Below are 17,049 nucleotides of genomic sequence, written 5' to 3' on the forward strand. Positions count from 1 at the left end.
TGACATGCACCGTCTCACCCGTCCCGGCTGGCCCGGTAATCTGCTGGCCGTGGCGGCCGGTGCACTCACCACCCTGGCGCTGGCGCCGTTCGATATCTGGCCACTGGCATTGCTGGCGGTCGGCTTCTTTTACGCCGGTTTGCGCGAACTGAGCCCACGTCAGGCCCTGGGCCGTGGCTGGTGTTTCGGTTTTGGCCTGTTCGGCGCCGGCACCAGCTGGATCTACTACAGCATTCACAACTTCGGTGGCGCCTCGGTGTTGCTGGCGGGCTTGCTGATGCTGGCGTTCACCGCAGCGATTGCCTGGTTCTTTGCCCTGCCGGCCTGGATTTGGGCGCGCTGGCTACGTCGCAACGAAGCACCGCTGGCAGATGCCTTGGCGTTTGCAGCGTTGTGGGTCGGCCAGGAGGCATTTCGCGGCTGGTTCCTCACCGGTTTCCCGTGGCTCTATTCCGGCTACAGTCAGCTTAACGGTCCATTGGCCGGGCTCGCGCCATTAGGCGGAATGTGGTTGATTTCCTTCACTCTCGCCCTGACGGCCGCACTGATCTACAACGCGTTGCGACTGGTGCGCACCGGGCGTAAAGGGTTTATTGCAGCGGGCGCGTTGTTGCTGGTCGGCCCGTGGGTGGCCGGCCTGGCCCTGAAAGAACATGCCTGGACCAGCCCGGCGGGCCCTGCGCTCAGCGTCGCGGCGATTCAAGGCAACATCGAACAAAGCATGAAGTGGGACCCGGCGCAGCTCAACGCGCAATTGGAGCTGTACCGCGACATGAGCTTCAGCTCCAAACGCGTCGACCTGCTGATCTGGCCCGAAACCGCCGTACCGGTGCTCAAGTCGTCCGCCGAGGGCTACCTGACCATGATGGGCAACTTCGCCGCCGAGCGTAATTCGGCGTTGATTACCGGCGTACCGATCCGTCAGGAAGTGCGTCACGAGAAACGCTTCTTCAACGGTATTACAGTCGTCGGCGAAGGCGATGGCACTTACCTCAAGCAAAAACTGGTGCCGTTCGGCGAATACGTGCCGTTGCAGGATGTACTGCGCGGACTGATCGCGTTCTTCGACCTGCCGATGTCCGATTTCGCCCGTGGACCGGCCGACCAGCCGATGTTGCAGGCCAAGGGGTATCAGGTTGCGCCGTTCATTTGCTACGAAGTGGTCTACCCGGAATTCGCCGCCAGCCTTGCGGCGCGCAGTGATTTGCTGCTGACCATCAGTAACGACACCTGGTTCGGCACCTCCATCGGCCCACTGCAACATTTGCAGATGGCACAGATGCGCGCACTGGAGGCGGGCCGCTGGATGATCCGCGCCACCAACAATGGCGTATCCGGGCTGATTAACCCGTTTGGCCAGATTACCGCGCAGATCCCGCAGTTCGAACGCGGCATCCTCTACGGCGAAGTGGTGCCGATGCACAACCTGACGCCGTACCTGCAATGGCGCTCGTGGCCGTTGATCATCGTTTGCGTGTTGTTGTTTGGTTGGGCGTTGATTGCTAGCCGGATGGCAAAAACCGTCTGACCCCATCTGATCGTTCTCACGCTCAGCGTGGGAACGATCATCAGCGATAGAAAAGCGAATACCCGACCTGTCCCACCGCCTCGTTCATCAATTGTCCGGATTGCCAGATCGACTTGAATTCCGGCATCCAGCCGCCCAGCGGTCGGGCATTGTCGACGCCTAAAAAGCCCACCGGCGCAGGCACAACGTCAAACCCTGCCTTCTGGAAACTCCAGACAGACCGCGGCATGTGCCAGGCCTGGGTCACGACCACTACCCGCTTGATACCCTGAGGCAACAACACCTCGGCACTGAACTTCGCGTTCTCCCACGTCGTGAGGCTACGCCCTTCCTGCCAGCGTACCGTCACGCCAAAATCATCGAGCAGCGAGTCCGCCATCAACTTCGCTTCGGTGGGTGGCGTACCGTAATGCAGGCCACCGCTGGTCAGCACAGGCAAACCGGAAGCTTTGGCCAGACGCGCCGCATATCGCTCACGCTCCAACCCTATGCCAGTCGGCTGGTCGGTGCCCCAGGCAATGTCGCCGCGCTCACGCCCGGAACCCAACACCACGATGGCGTCCGCGCGCTGGCCCAGGGTCGCCCATTCGTCGCGTGACAACGGCGGATCACGCTCAAGCGCTTTGGCACTCCACTGCACTACCACGGGCAAGCTCATCAACCAGAAACCACCGACACCCAGAACAAAGCACGCACCCGCAAGCCTTGGCCTTGAGCGGCGCAACCACCACGCAAGGACCAAAAGCAGCAAAAGAATACCGGGAGGTAACAGCAGTTGTTTCACAAAATATCGAAAAGGCATCGAGCATCTCCAGAGATGCCCGAAGCCTAAGTGGGTTGACGCAATGCGACAACAGATATGGAAGGACTATGCTTCAAAAGAGTAAAAAAGAAGCCGGGCCATGACCTCAAGTGCCCTTACTTGAATTGCAGAGACCGGACCTTTACCGCGTCCCTGCCGGGTACTTTGTCCTTGAGCCAGATGATTTTGGCCGAACGTGGTGCATCGAGTTGCTTCACTGCTGCTGACAAGCATCCGTGTGTTTCACGTTCACAGCGATCCAGATAGGCTTTGACCAATTCAAACTCTGCGGGGCTAAGGCCGCGCAGTTCCAGCTCCAGGGGACGCTCATCGCGCAGCCGGCCAGCAGTTTTTGCAGCGTCCAGGGCCATTCCCAAACGATCGATCAGTCTTTCGTACAGTTCCGGTTTTGTGGCTTTTTGCTGTGATTCAACCATCCCTCACCTCATTGAAGATAAGACTCACTCCCCATTTAGAGCTTAGCTTCCATGAACAAACCGGCTGAACACTGCGACCAACGGCCCTCGCAGCCGTTTTTGCGAGACGCGCGAGCGTAATCAGGGTTTCCCTCGGTAGAGTGCGGTCATGTATGCTACGGCGCTTCCTGTAACTCCACTTCCAGCTCGTCTGGGCACCGAAACGCCGATTTGGCGTGCTCACCGTCCAGCGTCGCATTGAAGAGGATTAGGCCACCCCTATTCAGTTCAAAAGTAGCCATGCACGAACAATATCAGCCCCGTGAAATCGAAGCCGCCGCCCAGTCGTTCTGGGACGAGCAAAAGTCCTTTGAAGTCAGTGAACAGCCAGGCAAGGAGACTTTCTACTGCCTGTCGATGTTCCCTTACCCCAGCGGCAAGCTACACATGGGGCACGTGCGCAACTACACCATCGGCGACGTGATCTCCCGCTACCAGCGCATGCAAGGCAAGAACGTTCTGCAACCCATGGGTTGGGACGCCTTCGGCATGCCGGCGGAAAACGCCGCGATGAAGAACAACGTAGCGCCCGCCAAGTGGACCTACGAAAACATCGCCTACATGAAAACCCAGCTGCGCAGCCTGGGCCTGGCGGTGGACTGGTCCCGCGAAGTGACCACCTGCAAGCCGGATTACTACCGTTGGGAACAATGGCTGTTCACTCGCCTGTTCGAAAAAGGGGTGATCTACAAGAAAAGCGGCACCGTGAACTGGGACCCGGTCGACCAGACCGTTCTGGCCAACGAGCAGGTAATCGACGGTCGCGGCTGGCGTTCCGGCGCGCTGATCGAAAAGCGCGAAATCCCGATGTACTACTTCAAGATCACCGCGTACGCGGATGAGCTGCTGGAGAGTCTCGACGAACTGACGGGCTGGCCTGAACAGGTCAAGACCATGCAGCGCAACTGGATCGGCAAGTCCCGCGGCATGGAAGTGCAGTTCCCGTACAACGTCGATTCCATCGGCCAAGCCGGCGCGCTGAAAGTATTCACCACCCGTCCGGACACCCTGATGGGTGCGACCTACGTTGCCGTGGCCGCCGAACACCCGCTGGCCACCCTGGCCGCGCAGAACAGTCCTGAGCTGCAAGCGTTCATCGCTGAATGCAAGGGCGGCAGCGTCGCTGAAGCCGACGTCGCCACCCAGGAGAAGAAAGGCCTGCCGACCTCGCTGTTCGTCGAGCACCCGCTGACCGGCGAGAAACTGCCGGTGTGGGTCGCCAACTATGTGCTGATGCATTACGGCGATGGCGCGGTCATGGCTGTCCCGGCGCATGACGAACGTGATTTCGAGTTCGCCACCAAGTACAACCTGCCGATCAAGTCCGTGGTGCGCACCAGCTCGGGTGACACCAACCCGGCTCCGTGGCAGGACGCGTATGGCGAGCACGGCACGCTGATCAATTCCGGCGAGTTCGACGGCCTCGATTTCGCCGGCGCGTTTGACGCCATTGAAGTCGCGCTGATCAAGAAAAACCTTGGTGCCTCGCGCACCCAGTTCCGTCTGCGCGACTGGGGTATCAGCCGCCAGCGCTATTGGGGTTGCCCGATCCCGATCATCCACTGCACTAGCTGCGGTGACGTGCCGGTGCCGGAAGACCAGTTGCCTGTTGTGCTGCCGGAAGACGTCGTACCCGACGGCGCCGGTTCGCCACTGGCTCGCATGCCCGAGTTCTACGAGTGCAGCTGCCCTAAATGTGGCCAGCCTGCCAAGCGTGAAACCGACACCATGGACACCTTCGTCGAGTCCTCGTGGTACTACGCCCGCTACGCCTCGCCCCACTATGAAGGCGGCCTGGTGGAAAAATCCGCGGCCGACCATTGGTTGCCGGTGGATCAGTACATCGGCGGTATCGAACACGCCATTCTTCACCTGCTGTACGCGCGCTTCTTCCACAAGCTGATGCGTGACGAAGGCCTGGTGAGCTCCAACGAGCCGTTCAAGAACCTGCTGACCCAAGGCATGGTGATCGCCGAGACGTACTATCGCCGTGAGGCCAATGGCGCCTACACCTGGTTCAACCCGGCGGACGTGGAACTCGAGCGTGACAGCAAGGCCAAGGTCATCAGCGCCAAGCTGATCGCGGACGGCCTGCCGGTGGAAATCGGCGGCACCGAGAAGATGGCCAAGTCGAAGAACAACGGCGTTGACCCACAGTCGATGATTGACCAGTTCGGCGCCGACACCTGCCGCCTGTTCATGATGTTCGCCTCGCCACCCGACATGAGCGCGGAATGGTCCGACTCGGGCGTGGAAGGTTCGCACCGCTTCCTCAAGCGCGTCTGGCGCCTGGCTCAAGCCCACGTCACTCAGGGCCTGCCGGGCAAACTGGACGTCGCCGGCCTGAACGACGAACAGAAAGTCATTCGCCGCTCGATCCACCAGGCGATCAAGCAAGCCAGCCACGACGTCGGCCAGAACCACAAATTCAACACGGCCATCGCCCAGGTGATGACGCTGATGAACGTGCTGGAAAAAGCCCCGCAAGGCACCGAACAGGATCGCGCACTGGTTCAGGAAGGTCTGGAAACCGTGACGCTGCTACTGGCGCCAATCACCCCGCACATCAGCCACGAGCTGTGGAATCGACTGGGTCACGCTGCCCCGGTGATCGACGCCGCCTGGCCGGTGCTGGACGAGAACGCATTGGTGCAGGACAGCCTGACGCTGGTCATCCAGGTCAACGGCAAGCTGCGCGGTCAGATCGAAATGCCGGCCAGCGCAACGCGCGAAGAAGTCGAAGCCGCGGCCCGTATCAACGAGAACGTGCTGCGCTTTGTCGACGGCCTGACTATTCGCAAAGTGATCGTCGTGCCCGGGAAACTGGTCAACATCGTCGCCAGCTAATTGGATCAGGCGCCGGGCCATGCCCGGCGCCGAGTAAAACCTTTCGGGCCGCAAGATCGGCCCACATGGTTTCAAGGGGAGCAACAAAATGATCAAACGCAATCTGCTGGTGATGGGCCTTGCGGTCCTGTTGAGCGCCTGCGGTTTCCAGCTGCGCGGCACCGGCACCACTGAACTGGCGATCAAGGAACTCGACCTGAGCGCCCGTAACGCCTACGGCGAGACCGTGAAGCAAATGCGTCAGGTGCTGGAAGGCAGTGGCGTCAAGGTCTACACCGGCGCACCTTACAAGCTCGTGCTGACCAATGAGCAGGAAAGCCAGCGCATCATCAGCTACGCAGGTGGCGGCCATACTGGCGAGTATCAGATCACCACTGTTCTGAACTACGACATTCGTGGCGCACATGATCTGCAACTGATCAGCGACAAGCTCGAAGTGCAAAAGATCTTCATGCATGACGGCAACAACCTGGCGGGGTCCGACCAGGACGCCGACACTGCCCGTGCAGAAACTCGTCGCGAGCTGATTCAGCGCATGATGCTGCGCCTGCAACAGATCACCCCGACCCAATTGGATCAGCTGCAGCAGACCGCCGAAGCCAAGGCCAAGGCCGAAGCCCAGGCGCTGGAAGCCGCACAGAAGGCTGAAGCGAATACTCCGCGCCAGTCGCCTGTCCAGATCCCGCAACAGTAAGACTTTCGGGGCGCTCCGGCGCCCCGATGGCCCTTTCTTATGAAACTCGCCCCCGCCCAACTCGGTAAACACCTGCAAGGTGCCCTCGCGCCGGTCTACATCATCAGCGGCGATGACCCGTTGCTGTGTCAGGAAGCGGCCGATGCCATTCGTGCCGCCGCCCGCCAACAAGGCTTCGATGAACGCCAGGTCTTCGCCGCCGACGCCAGTTTCGACTGGGGCACGTTGTTGCAGGCGGGTGCGAGCATGTCATTGTTCGCCGAAAAGCGCCTGCTGGAACTGCGCCTGCCCTCCGGCAAACCCGGCGACAAGGGCGCTGCCGCCTTCATCGAATACTGCTCGCGCCCGGCCGAAGACACGATATTGCTGATCAGCTTGCCCAAGCTCGATGGCAGTGCGCAGAAGACCAAGTGGGGCAAGGCGCTGGTCGAAGGTCAGCACACGCAGTTTGTGCAAATCTGGCCGGTGGATGCCAACCAGCTGCCAAGCTGGATTCGCCAGCGTCTGTCTCAAGCCGGGTTGTCGGCCAGCCAGGACGCGGTCGAACTGATTGCCGCGCGCGTCGAGGGCAATCTGCTCGCCGCCGCGCAGGAAATCGAAAAGCTCAAATTGATGGCCGAAGGTGGGCAGATCACCGTCGAAACCGTACAGGCCGCTGTGGCCGACAGTGCACGTTTCGATGTATTCGGTCTGACCGACGCCATCCTGAATGGCGAGGCGGCCCACGCGTTGCGCATGCTTGAAGGACTGCGCGGTGAAGGTGTCGAACCTCCGGTCATTCTCTGGGCGCTGGCCCGGGAACTGCGTCTGCTGGCCAACCTGTCGTTGCAATACAGCCAGGGCGTGCCACTGGACAAAGCCTTCAGCTCAGCCCGCCCACCGGTCTGGGACAAACGAAAACCCTTGATGAGCAAAGCCCTGCAACGTTACTCGGCGCAACGCTGGGCGCAGTTGTTGCTGGAAGCGCAGCGCATTGACGCGCAGATCAAGGGTCAGGCGGCCGGCTCGCCGTGGATGAGCCTTAGTCGATTGTCATTGTTGATGGCCGGTCAACGCCTGACATTGCCCGCCGAATAAACACACCCTTGTAGCAGGCTTCGCCAGCTGGTACAGGTTTTGCGATCGACGAAAGGTCCTACAACCTGTGGGGACTAGACAGAACCCCAACTTCAGCCGATGATTTGCCCTGCAAAAACCACTCACTCGCGAGAATCATCATGAGCAAAAAGCCATCAAAGCATGGCCCGAACAAGGCCAAATCCATTATCGCCCAGCCACTGTTCCGCAGCCGTCAGGAGCGAGCCGGCAAGGGCAAAGGCAGCTACCGCCGCGAAGCCTTCCAGTCTAATAGCTGGGAGGCTTCTTACTTTCTGGCTGCGTAAAGCAGAACACCCCTTCGACATGTTAAGGTCTGTACCTGATTCGTATCTTCTGGACCTGTGCATGCCCCTTCGTCTTTCCCGTCGTTGGCCCGTTCGCCAACTGATCGCTGCCTCCAGCCTCATTTTGCTTGTCGCCTGCGCGGAAAAACCAACCGCCGCCGACGCCCAGCCACTGCAAACCCTTCCCGTCGCGACAGCCCCTGCGGTCATTCCGCCCGTGGTGCCGGCCGGAGAAAACCTCGACATCCAGCCCACCCAGACGTTCGCCGAATGGCAAGCAGGTTTCCGCAAAGACGCACTGAACGCCGGTATCCGCGCCGATCTGTTCGACCACGCCTTTGCCAATGTCAGTTTCGACCCCAGCGTAATCCGTGCGGATCGCAGCCAACCGGAATTTTCCCGTCCAGTGTGGGAATACCTCGACGGCGCCCTTTCTCCACTGCGAGTACGTAAAGGCCAAGCGCTGATCAGCGAAAACGCGGCCCTCCTGCAAAGCATCGAACAGCGTTATGGCGTCGACCGCCAGGCACTCGTGTCGGTGTGGGGCATGGAAAGTAACTTCGGTCAGTTCCAGGGCAGCAAGTCGGTCATCAACTCCCTGGCGACCCTGGCGTACGAAGGCCGGCGCCCCGGCTTTGCCCACGATCAACTGATCGCCGCCCTGCAAATCCTGCAACAGGGGGATATCACACCCGATAAGATGCTCGGTTCCTGGGCCGGCGCCATGGGCCAGACCCAATTCATCCCGACGACTTACAACACCCACGCTGTCGACTTCGATGGTGACGGTCGCCGTGACATCTGGAACAGCCCCGCCGACGCCCTGGCCTCGACCGCGCATTACCTGCAAAGCTCCGGCTGGCAGAACGGCCAGCCGTGGGGCTTTGAAGTGCAACTGCCAAGCAGTTTCAACTACGTCCTGGCCGATGGCACAATTCGCAAAAGCGTTGCCGAATGGTTGCAACTGGGGGTTTCTCTGCCCGCTGGCGCTCGGATTCCGCCAGGCTCGGAACACCTCTCCGCAGCCCTGCTGCTGCCGGCCGGTTACCGTGGCCCGGCATTCCTGGTGCTCGACAACTTCCGCGCGATTCTCAAGTACAACAACTCGTCGTCCTATGCGTTGGCGGTGAGTCTGTTGTCCGAACGCTTCAATGGTTCGGGGCTGATCAGCGGCACCTGGCCGAAAGATGATTTGCCGTTGAGCCGTACCGAGCGCATGGAATTGCAGAGCCTGTTGAGTGCCCAGAACTACGACGCGGGCATCCCGGATGGCATTATCGGCGCCAATACACGCAAAGCGATCCGCAGTGCACAGCAGTCGTTTGGCTGGCCGGCGGATGGATATCCGACGCACAAGTTGCTGGAAGGTTTGCGTAACCGCTAGAAGCATCGTCGGAACGCCGCCCGGAACAAGCCCGCTCCCACATTGGTTCTGTGTACGACACAAAACCTGTGGGAGCGACGGCGCGACGATTCGACTTGCTCGCGATGACGGACTATCAGGCGACGAAGCTCTAAGCCTTGACCACCACATCCTGCTCCAGCACCAACTCCTTCTTCCCCGCATCCAATCGAACCAAAGCCCCCATCGGCAACGTCAGGTTCGGATCACAATGCCCGCTACGCCAACCAGCCAGCACCGGAATCCGCAACGGCTCGAAGGTCTGCTTGAGCAACCGCTCCAGCGCGACCGCATCAACCCCCGCCACATCCCCTACCAAAACCCCGCGCAGCTTGCCCAGCGCACCCGCCAACCGCAAATGGGTCAGCAGCCGGTCTATGCGATACAGCGGCTCGTTGACGTCCTCGATCAACAGGATCACGCCCTCGGCTTCCAATTCGTAGGGCGTGCCCATGGTCGCGGCAATCATCGACAGGTTACCGCCAAGCAAACGCCCGTGAGCGATGCCTGGCTCAATCGTGGTCAACGGCCAGGCCACCGGGTGCGAAATGACGCTACCGGCCTTCACCTGGCCTCTGAGCATGTTGAAAAACGATGACTCGGTAGGTTTCTGCTTGTCGCCCAGCAGATCGGCATTGAGCAACGGACCATGGAAGGTCACGAAACCGGCATAACGACTGATCGCCAGATGCAGCGCCGTGATGTCGCTGTAGCCGATGAACGGTTTGGCGTTGTTTTGCAGCAGTTCGAAATCGATACGGTCAAGCAAACGCGGCGTGCCATAACCACCGCGCAGGCAGATGATGGCATCCACCTCGGGATCCGCGAACGCCGCGTGCAGATCATTGAGCCGCACCTCGTCACTGCCGGCCAGATAACCCTCCTTCTCGTACACCCCGGGAAATACCCGCAGCGCATAGCCGCGAGCGCGCATCCAGGCGATGGCCTTGTCAGTGTCCAGCCCGGCAGGGCCGGCGGGTGCAATCACGCCGATCAACCCTTCCAACGGCAAGGCTGGAACAGGTTTATGCGGATACAGCGTGTGGGTCGGTCGAACGGTCATCCATGAATCTCCCTGCGCGAAAATCTTCAGCACACAGTAGTCAGGAACGGGGACAAACAGAAGAGGCTCAGTCGCCCGCCGGTTACAGGAAAAAACACTGGCTGGCGCTGGCCAGGCAAAAAAACGCCCGCAAGGCCTGAAAAGCCATGCGGGCGCCTTTTATGTCATCGCCAAATTACAGGGACGAGATCAGCTCGGCTTTGACCAGCTTCGCCTGCTCATCGGCATGGTACGAGGAACGTACCAGCGGGCCGGAAGCGACGTTCTTGAAGCCCATCTTGTAACCTTCCTCGGCGAACCAGGCAAAGGTGTCCGGGTGCACAAAACGCTGCACCGGCAAGTGGCTGCGGGACGGTTGCAGGTACTGGCCCAGAGTCAGCATGTCGATGTCGTGTTCGCGCATGCGCTTCATGACTTCGATGACTTCTTCGTCGGTTTCGCCCAGGCCCAGCATCAGGCCGGACTTGGTTGGAATGTGCGGCATCATCTGCTTGAAGCGTTGCAGCAGGGTCAGCGACCACTGGTAATCCGACCCCGGACGCGCAGCCTTGTACAGGCGCGGCACGGTTTCCAGGTTGTGGTTGAACACATCTGGCGGCTCGGCCGCGGTGATTTCCAGCGCCACGTCCATACGGCCACGGTAATCCGGGACCAGGGTTTCGAGCTGCACGTTAGGCGACAGCTTGCGGATCTCGCGGATGCAGTCGGCAAAGTGCTGGGCACCACCGTCACGCAGGTCGTCGCGATCAACCGAGGTGATCACCACGTACTTGAGTTTCAGGTCGGCGATGGCGATGGCCAGGCTTTGCGGCTCATTGACGTCCAGTGGTTTCGGACGGCCGTGGCCGACGTCGCAGAACGGGCAGCGACGGGTGCAGATGTCGCCCATGATCATGAACGTCGCGGTGCCGCCGGAGAAGCACTCGCCCAGGTTCGGGCAGGACGCTTCTTCGCACACGCTGTGCAGCTTGTGTTTGCGCAGCAAGGCCTTGATGCGGTCGACTTCCGGGGAAACCGGGATGCGCACGCGAATCCAGTCGGGTTTCTTCGGCAGTTCGGTGGTCGGAATGATCTTCACCGGGATACGTGCAACCTTCTCGGCGCCGCGCAGCTTGACGCCGGCTTCAACCTTGGCACGCGGGGCCGGACGCTCGGTGACATCGAGCGTCGGGATCATGGTTTGCACTGCATCAGTAGTCATATCAGTCGATTCCGCCCGTTAGGGTCGTCTGCTCAGCATAGTCGAGGTGTTTGACGAGCTGCGCGCGCAGCCGGGCACTTACCTCGGCAAATTCAATCGGTCCTGCGTGATCGCTCAGCTGGGTCATCGCCAGCCCGGCGTAGCCGCAGGGATTAATTCGTCGAAACGGTTCCAGGTTCATGTCCACGTTCAGGGCAAGGCCATGAAAGGAACAACCGTGGCGGATCCGCAGCCCCAGGGACGCGATTTTCGCCCCGTCGACATAGACACCCGGTGCGTCCGGCTTGGCGGCGGCAGTGACGCCGTAACTCGCCAGCAGTTCGATCAGGCACAGTTCCATGCGGGTGACCAGGTCACGCACACCAAACCCGAGTTTGCGTACGTCCAGCAGCAGATAAGCCACCAGTTGGCCGGGCCCGTGATAAGTCACCTGCCCGCCCCGGTCGACCTGTACCACCGGAATATCTCCCGGCAGCAACAAGTGCTCGGCCTTGCCAGCCTGCCCCTGGGTAAACACTGGCGGGTGCTCGACCAGCCAGATTTCGTCGGCAGCCTCGGTGCCGCGTTCGTTGGTGAAGCGTTGCATGGCATGCCAGACCGGCTCGTAAGCCATCTGGCCGAGCTCACGAAAGCCCAGCGTGCCAGACATCACAACACCATGTGCACGAAGCCGGTAGCCCGCAGTTCGCTGTTGATGTTGTACAGCTGGTCCTGATCGGTGGCGACGATGTGCAACTGAATCGTGGTGTATTTGCCATTGGTGCTTTGACGCTCGTCGATGCGGTCATCATTGATGGTCGCATGCTTCTTGACGATGTCGATAATCTTGTCTTTGTTGCCCACGCCAGTATCGCTGATCACCTTAACCGGGTAATCAACGTTGGGAAATTCGATCTTTGGCGCCTTTACTTCGGTATCGGTCATGGCGTAACGGCCTCGTAAGCGTAAGCCGTGGCGACGGGCATGACCCCGCGCCGGATCAGCGCGAAGTCATGCAGGTGCACACTGTATTCAGTTGAAGATGCTGTAGAAGAATAGACGGATGCTATCCCACATGCGGCGGAAGATACCACCTTCCTCGACAGCGTCCAGAGCGATCAGGTCGGCGCTGTGCACCACTTTGTCGTCCAGTTTCACTTCGACTTTACCGATCACGTCGCCCTTGGCGATTGGCGCAACCAGTTGCGGGTTCATGGTCATGCTGGCGGCGAGCTTTTTCAGCTGGCCTTTTGGCAGGGTCATGGTCAGGTCTTCAGCCAGGCCGGCTTTGACTTGATTGGTCGCGCCTTTCCAGACAGGAGCCTGAGCCAGCTCGGCGCCTTTCTGATAGAAGGTCTGGGTTTCGAAGAAGCGGAAACCGTAAGTCAGCAGTTTCTGGGTTTCGGCGGCGCGAGCCACTTCGCTGTTGGTGCCGAACACCACGGCGATCAGGCGCATGCCATCACGTACGGCCGAAGACACCATGCAGTAGCCGGCTTCGTCGGTGTGACCGGTCTTCAGACCGTCGACCGTCTTGTCGCGCCACAGCAGCAGGTTGCGGTTAGGCTGCTTGATGCCGTTCCAGAAGAACTCTTTCTGCGAGTAGATCGCGTAGTGAGCAGGGTCTTCGTGGATGATCGCGCGAGCCAGCACGGCCATGTCGTGAGCCGACGAGTAGTGCTCAGGGTTTGGCAGACCGGTCGGGTTCATGAAGTGGGTGTTGGTCATGCCCAGGTCAGCCACGGTTTTGTTCATCACGTCGGCGAAAGCGTCTTCGCTGCCGGCGATGTGCTCGGAGAGCGCAACACTGGCGTCGTTACCCGACTGGATGATGATGCCGTGCAGCAGGTCGCTGACGGTGACCTGCGAGCCCACCTTGATGAACATCCGCGAACCGCCGGTACGCCAGGCGTTTTCGCTGACGGTCACCGGGTCGTTTTCGCCGATCTGGCCACGACGGATTTCCAGGGTCGCGATGTACGCGGTCATCAGCTTGGTCAGGCTGGCCGGCGGCAGACGCTGATCACCATTGTTCTCGACCAGCACGTTGCCGCTGCTGGCATCCATGAGCACATAGGCCTTGGCGGCCAGTTGTGGGGGTGATGGCATCACCTCGACCGCGAACGCGGCGGGCGAGAGGAGCAGCGGGACTAACAGGAACAGGCGTTTGGCAAAGGTGGTGATGTTCATCCGTCTCTCGAAATCGCTAATGGAAACTGCCCAGGGGCAAAACTATTCAGACAACCTTCAGGCTTTGTCCAAAACTGCCTGCGCGACGATCATGCGGCGTTAAAAACAGCCTCGGAATGCTCATGTAGGTCCCCTACACTCCGCTTCCTCACCTGTTTTTGCCTTGCCTGATCGCCGCTCGGCGAGTTTTCGGACAAACCCTACGGGTCATCGCGTGTTCAGTTGTTCACTCAGAACCCTTGCCGGGCTTTTGTTCTTTAACGAGCCAACAACCAGGTCCGCCCCCCAAACTGCAAGCGAACCTTCAATCAAGTACTACGTATTACTCGGCGGTAACCAGACTCGGCGAACCGAGATTGGCCATGCGCACGCTGTTCTGCACTTGCTGGATTTCACCCGGAGAACCGATCGGCCCCAGACGCACCCGATGCAGTGTCTGTTGGTTGCGCACGATCGAGCTGATGAACACCGGAGCGCTCACCATCCCGCTGAGCTTCGATCTCAGGAGTTCTGCAGCGTCCGGGTTGGCGAACGCGCCCACCTGCAGATACTGGCCAGAGGCTGGTACAGAAGCGTTTTTTTTTGCATCAAGCTGAACAGGCACGACGGCCGCGGCGTGTTGCTGCGGTGGCGGCGTCCATTGCTCGACGGTGCCGGCCGAGGCCGTAATCACCGGCGCGCTATTTTGCGCAACTTGCGGCTCGTTGAGCATCAAAGGCGCCGGACGGCCTTTTTGTGCCCACCACTGTTGCGGGTCGATCCCCTCGACCTTGACCCGCGCCGTGCCGATTTCGGCATAACCGAGCTTTTTGGCGGCGGCATAGGACAAGTCGATGATGCGGTCCGAATAGAACGGCCCACGGTCGTTGACCCGCAGGATCACGCTCTTGTTGTTGTCCAGGTTGGTCACCCGAACGTAACTTGGCAGTGGCAATGTCTTGTGTGCGGCACTCATGCCGTACAGGTCATACACCTCGCCATTGGCGGTGTTCTGGCCGTGAAACTTGGTGCCATACCAGGACGCCGTGCCCGAGGCGACGTAGGTCTTGGATTCTTGCAACGGGAAATAGGTCTTGCCCAGCACCGTGTACGGGTTGGCCTTGTAAGGACCGGTGTGCAGGGTCGGCGTGGCATCCGGGATGCGCGATACGTCGACATCCCACCATGGCGCGCCATCTTTGTGGGCGCGGTTGATGTCCAGCCCCGGCGTAGCACGCACGGCGGTGGACGAGGACTTCTGAGCCGGCGCGCGACTGGTCGAGCAACTGGCAAGCAGCACCGCCAATGCGGCGAAAGCCATGAGCTTCAGGGGTTTATTCATAGGCAATGCCCGCATTACTTGACGCCCCGTGCTTGGACCAGCTGTTCAGACAGTTGATGTACGGCCATGGCGTACATCACGCTGCGGTTATAACGCGTGATCGCGTAGAAATTCTTCAGGCCCATCCAGTACTCGGGGCCATTGTCACCTTCCAGGCGGAAAGCCGTGACCGGCATATCATCGCGCAGCGCATCATGACTTGACCACCCCAGCGCCCGCAACTCCCCTACGGTTTTAACCGGCTCGATACCCGTGGTCAAACCTTCGTCGACCTGTTCACCCCGAACATCGGCGCGGCTGACCACCGGCTCGCCGGCCTCCCACCCGTGACGCTTGAAGTAACTGGCAACGCTGCCAATGGCATCGTCCGGGTTGTTCCAGATATTGATGTGGCCGTCGCCGTCGAAGTCCACGGCATACGCGCGAAAACTGCTCGGCATGAACTGCGGCAAGCCCATGGCGCCGGCGTATGAGCCCTTGAGGGTCAACGGATCGACCTGCTCTTCCCGGGCCAGCAGCAAGAACTCACGCAGTTCCTTGCGGAAAAACTCGGCACGGGGAGGATAGTCGAAACCCAGGGTCGACAACGCGTCGATCACCCGGTAATTACCGGTATTACGCCCGAAAAAGGTTTCAACGCCGATGATCGAGACAATCACCTGCGCCGGTACGCCGTATTCCTGCTCGGCACGCGCCAGCACTGCTTCGTGCTGACGCCAGAAGTCCACACCACGGGCGATGCGCGCGTCAGTGATAAACATCGGCCGGTATTCGTTCCACTGCTTGACCCGTTCGGCGGGCTTCGAGATCGCGTCCAGAATCGACTGCTTGCGCTCGGCTTCGCGGAACACGCCCATGAGCTGTTCACCGGCGAAACCGTAGTCGCGGGTCATTTCACCGACGAATTCGGCCACCTGGGGTGAGCCTTCGTAATCGCCGGCCAACGCGTCCTGCGTTGTGCCAAGGATGCTTACCAGGCCGACCCATGGCGCGTATCGAGTCACCCAGCCACGCATTACTTGCATTGAACTCTTCACCTTATTCAAACCTGAGCGATCCACTTACGATGGGTATGGATCGACATCAAAACCCCAAACGCTGACAGCAGCGTCACCAGCGAAGTTCCTCCGTAGCTAATGAACGGCAACGGCACCCCCACAACCGGCAACAGGCCACTGACCATACCGATGTTGACGAAAACGTAAACAAAAAACGTCATGGTCAGGCTGCCCGCGAGCAATTTGCCGAACAATGTCTGCGCCTGGGCGGTAATCACCAGACCCCGTCCGATCAGCAGCAGGTAGATCAGCAGCAACGCGCAAATACCCACCAGGCCGAACTCTTCGCCCAACACCGCAATAATGAAGTCGGTGTGGCTTTCCGGCAGGAAGTCCAGGTGCGACTGGGTGCCCAGCAGCCAGCCCTTGCCGAACACACCACCGGAACCGATGGCGGCTTTCGACTGAATGATGTTCCAGCCAGTGCCCAGCGGATCACTCTCCGGATCGAGGAACGTCAGGATTCGCTGCTTCTGGTAGTCGTGCATGATGAAAAACCACATCGCCACGGCCACAGGCACGGCCGCCGCCAGCACGCTGATGATCCAGCGCCACTTCAAGCCCCCCATAAACAGCACAAACGCACCGCCTGCCAGGATCAGCAGCGATGTCCCCAGGTCCGGTTGCCGCACGATCAGGATGAACGGCAAGCCGATCAGGAACAGACTGACCGCTACGTGCTTGAGTTGCGGCGGCAAAGTGCGCTTGGACAGGTACCAGGCGATGGTCGCCGGCATCAGGATCTTCATGAACTCCGAGGGCTGGAAGCGGATCACACCGGGGATGTTGATCCAGCGCGTGGCGCCCATGGCGTTGTGGCCCATGACGTCTACCACCACCAGCAACAACACGCCAAGCACATAACCGACCGGCACCCAACGCGCCATGAATCGCGGCTCGAACTGTGCGATGACGATCATCGACACCAGGCCGATGCCGAATGACGTGGCTTGCTTGGCCAGCAGGTCCCAGCTCTTTCCGCTGGCCGAATACAGCACGAACAGGCTGCCGGCGGCGAGGGTCAGCAGCAGAATCAACAACGGGCCATCGATATGCAGGCGCTGCAACAGCGTGGCACGACGACGCATCACATCCTCACTGGAGAG

At 60.1% G+C, this 17,049-nt stretch carries 16 protein-coding genes; 6 read left to right on the top strand and 10 right to left on the bottom strand.

Features of this window, described 5'->3' with window-relative positions; translation table 11 throughout:
* The first annotated feature begins 4 nt into the window (after positions 1-4).
* Entirely contained in the window at positions 5-1,528 is a 1,524-nt protein-coding gene (gene lnt / locus H8F22_RS24135; RefSeq protein ID WP_059182105.1) for an apolipoprotein N-acyltransferase, read from the top strand.
* A gap of 40 nt (positions 1,529-1,568) precedes the next feature.
* On the opposite strand, the gene H8F22_RS24140 is transcribed toward lnt, so the two are convergent.
* Positions 1,569-2,330 (bottom strand): YdcF family protein, encoded by a 762-nt coding sequence (locus tag H8F22_RS24140; protein ID WP_027924285.1) that lies wholly within the window; start codon positions 2,328-2,330, stop codon positions 1,569-1,571.
* A 116-nt stretch (positions 2,331-2,446) separates the two neighbouring features.
* Positions 2,447-2,767 carry a hypothetical protein gene (locus H8F22_RS24145; protein WP_027924286.1) on the bottom strand — a complete coding sequence of 107 codons (321 nt, stop codon included), beginning with the start codon at positions 2,765-2,767 and terminating at the stop codon, positions 2,447-2,449.
* A 279-nt stretch (positions 2,768-3,046) separates the two neighbouring features.
* Here H8F22_RS24145 and leuS point away from each other — a divergent pair, with 279 nt between their 5' ends.
* The 5 genes from leuS to H8F22_RS24170 all read left to right on the top strand — a co-directional run bounded on the left by leuS (position 3,047) and on the right by H8F22_RS24170 (position 9,113).
* Positions 3,047-5,653, top strand: a complete 2,607-nt coding sequence (leuS, locus tag H8F22_RS24150; protein ID WP_027924287.1) for a leucine--tRNA ligase — start codon at positions 3,047-3,049, stop codon at positions 5,651-5,653.
* Positions 5,654-5,741: 88 nt separating this feature from the next.
* Positions 5,742-6,347, top strand: coding sequence for an LPS-assembly lipoprotein LptE (locus H8F22_RS24155; RefSeq protein ID WP_027924288.1), 606 nt, complete (start codon positions 5,742-5,744; stop codon positions 6,345-6,347).
* Positions 6,348-6,386: 39 nt separating this feature from the next.
* Entirely contained in the window at positions 6,387-7,424 is a 1,038-nt protein-coding gene (gene holA, locus H8F22_RS24160) for a DNA polymerase III subunit delta (RefSeq protein WP_027924289.1), read from the top strand.
* Between the two features lie 140 nt (positions 7,425-7,564).
* On the top strand, positions 7,565-7,729 hold the full coding sequence (gene arfA, locus H8F22_RS24165) for an alternative ribosome rescue factor ArfA (RefSeq protein ID WP_003176285.1): 165 nt from the start codon (positions 7,565-7,567) through the stop codon (positions 7,727-7,729).
* Positions 7,730-7,790: 61 nt separating this feature from the next.
* The gene (locus H8F22_RS24170) at positions 7,791-9,113 is read left to right on the top strand and encodes a lytic murein transglycosylase (protein ID WP_194940767.1); all 1,323 of its coding nucleotides are present in this window, start codon (positions 7,791-7,793) and stop codon (positions 9,111-9,113) included.
* Positions 9,114-9,243: 130 nt separating this feature from the next.
* Here H8F22_RS24170 and H8F22_RS24175 read toward each other — a convergent pair whose 3' ends face one another.
* From H8F22_RS24175 to rodA, 8 genes are all read right to left on the bottom strand, one after another.
* A complete protein-coding gene (locus H8F22_RS24175) occupies positions 9,244-10,194 on the bottom strand; it encodes a S66 peptidase family protein (protein ID WP_027924291.1) in 951 nt (316 codons plus the stop codon).
* Between the two features lie 175 nt (positions 10,195-10,369).
* Positions 10,370-11,395: a lipoyl synthase gene (gene lipA, locus H8F22_RS24180; protein ID WP_027924292.1), complete on the bottom strand. Its 1,026-nt coding sequence runs from the start codon at positions 11,393-11,395 to the stop codon at positions 10,370-10,372.
* A 1-nt stretch (position 11,396) separates the two neighbouring features.
* Positions 11,397-12,044: a lipoyl(octanoyl) transferase LipB gene (gene lipB / locus H8F22_RS24185; RefSeq protein WP_027924293.1), complete on the bottom strand. Its 648-nt coding sequence runs from the start codon at positions 12,042-12,044 to the stop codon at positions 11,397-11,399.
* The gene (locus tag H8F22_RS24190; RefSeq protein ID WP_027924294.1) at positions 12,044-12,319 is read right to left on the bottom strand and encodes a DUF493 domain-containing protein; all 276 of its coding nucleotides are present in this window, start codon (positions 12,317-12,319) and stop codon (positions 12,044-12,046) included. Before H8F22_RS24190 ends, lipB begins: the two co-directional genes overlap by 1 nt.
* 87 nt (positions 12,320-12,406) lie before the next feature.
* The gene (locus H8F22_RS24195; RefSeq protein ID WP_027924295.1) at positions 12,407-13,564 is read right to left on the bottom strand and encodes a D-alanyl-D-alanine carboxypeptidase family protein; all 1,158 of its coding nucleotides are present in this window, start codon (positions 13,562-13,564) and stop codon (positions 12,407-12,409) included.
* A gap of 322 nt (positions 13,565-13,886) precedes the next feature.
* Positions 13,887-14,900: a septal ring lytic transglycosylase RlpA family protein gene (locus H8F22_RS24200; RefSeq protein ID WP_027924296.1), complete on the bottom strand. Its 1,014-nt coding sequence runs from the start codon at positions 14,898-14,900 to the stop codon at positions 13,887-13,889.
* Positions 14,900-15,910 (bottom strand): lytic murein transglycosylase B, encoded by a 1,011-nt coding sequence (mltB, locus tag H8F22_RS24205; protein ID WP_027924297.1) that lies wholly within the window; start codon positions 15,908-15,910, stop codon positions 14,900-14,902. Before mltB ends, H8F22_RS24200 begins: the two co-directional genes overlap by 1 nt.
* A 17-nt stretch (positions 15,911-15,927) precedes the next feature.
* Complete coding sequence (gene rodA / locus H8F22_RS24210; RefSeq protein ID WP_050590204.1) at positions 15,928-17,031, bottom strand: rod shape-determining protein RodA; 1,104 nt, start codon at positions 17,029-17,031, stop codon at positions 15,928-15,930.
* Between the last annotated feature and the right edge of the window lie 18 nt (positions 17,032-17,049).

Source organism: Pseudomonas mucoides (genome assembly GCF_015461845.1).
GTDB classification, from domain to species: domain Bacteria; phylum Pseudomonadota; class Gammaproteobacteria; order Pseudomonadales; family Pseudomonadaceae; genus Aquipseudomonas; species Aquipseudomonas mucoides.

Excerpts from the sequence above, each read along its gene's own strand:
- lnt (WP_059182105.1), top strand. The coding sequence starts at position 5 with ATGCACCGTCTCACCCGTCCCGGCTGGCCCGGTAATCTGCTGGCCGTG.
- H8F22_RS24140 (WP_027924285.1), bottom strand. The coding sequence starts at position 2,330 with ATGCCTTTTCGATATTTTGTGAAACAACTGCTGTTACCTCCCGGTATT.
- H8F22_RS24145 (WP_027924286.1), bottom strand. The coding sequence starts at position 2,767 with ATGGTTGAATCACAGCAAAAAGCCACAAAACCGGAACTGTACGAAAGA.
- leuS (WP_027924287.1), top strand. The coding sequence starts at position 3,047 with ATGCACGAACAATATCAGCCCCGTGAAATCGAAGCCGCCGCCCAGTCG.
- H8F22_RS24155 (WP_027924288.1), top strand. The coding sequence starts at position 5,742 with ATGATCAAACGCAATCTGCTGGTGATGGGCCTTGCGGTCCTGTTGAGC.
- holA (WP_027924289.1), top strand. The coding sequence starts at position 6,387 with ATGAAACTCGCCCCCGCCCAACTCGGTAAACACCTGCAAGGTGCCCTC.
- arfA (WP_003176285.1), top strand. The coding sequence starts at position 7,565 with ATGAGCAAAAAGCCATCAAAGCATGGCCCGAACAAGGCCAAATCCATT.
- H8F22_RS24170 (WP_194940767.1), top strand. The coding sequence starts at position 7,791 with ATGCCCCTTCGTCTTTCCCGTCGTTGGCCCGTTCGCCAACTGATCGCT.
- H8F22_RS24175 (WP_027924291.1), bottom strand. The coding sequence starts at position 10,194 with ATGACCGTTCGACCGACCCACACGCTGTATCCGCATAAACCTGTTCCA.
- lipA (WP_027924292.1), bottom strand. The coding sequence starts at position 11,395 with ATGACTACTGATGCAGTGCAAACCATGATCCCGACGCTCGATGTCACC.
- lipB (WP_027924293.1), bottom strand. The coding sequence starts at position 12,044 with ATGTCTGGCACGCTGGGCTTTCGTGAGCTCGGCCAGATGGCTTACGAG.
- H8F22_RS24190 (WP_027924294.1), bottom strand. The coding sequence starts at position 12,319 with ATGACCGATACCGAAGTAAAGGCGCCAAAGATCGAATTTCCCAACGTT.
- H8F22_RS24195 (WP_027924295.1), bottom strand. The coding sequence starts at position 13,564 with ATGAACATCACCACCTTTGCCAAACGCCTGTTCCTGTTAGTCCCGCTG.
- H8F22_RS24200 (WP_027924296.1), bottom strand. The coding sequence starts at position 14,900 with ATGCGGGCATTGCCTATGAATAAACCCCTGAAGCTCATGGCTTTCGCC.
- mltB (WP_027924297.1), bottom strand. The coding sequence starts at position 15,910 with ATGCAAGTAATGCGTGGCTGGGTGACTCGATACGCGCCATGGGTCGGC.
- rodA (WP_050590204.1), bottom strand. The coding sequence starts at position 17,031 with ATGCGTCGTCGTGCCACGCTGTTGCAGCGCCTGCATATCGATGGCCCG.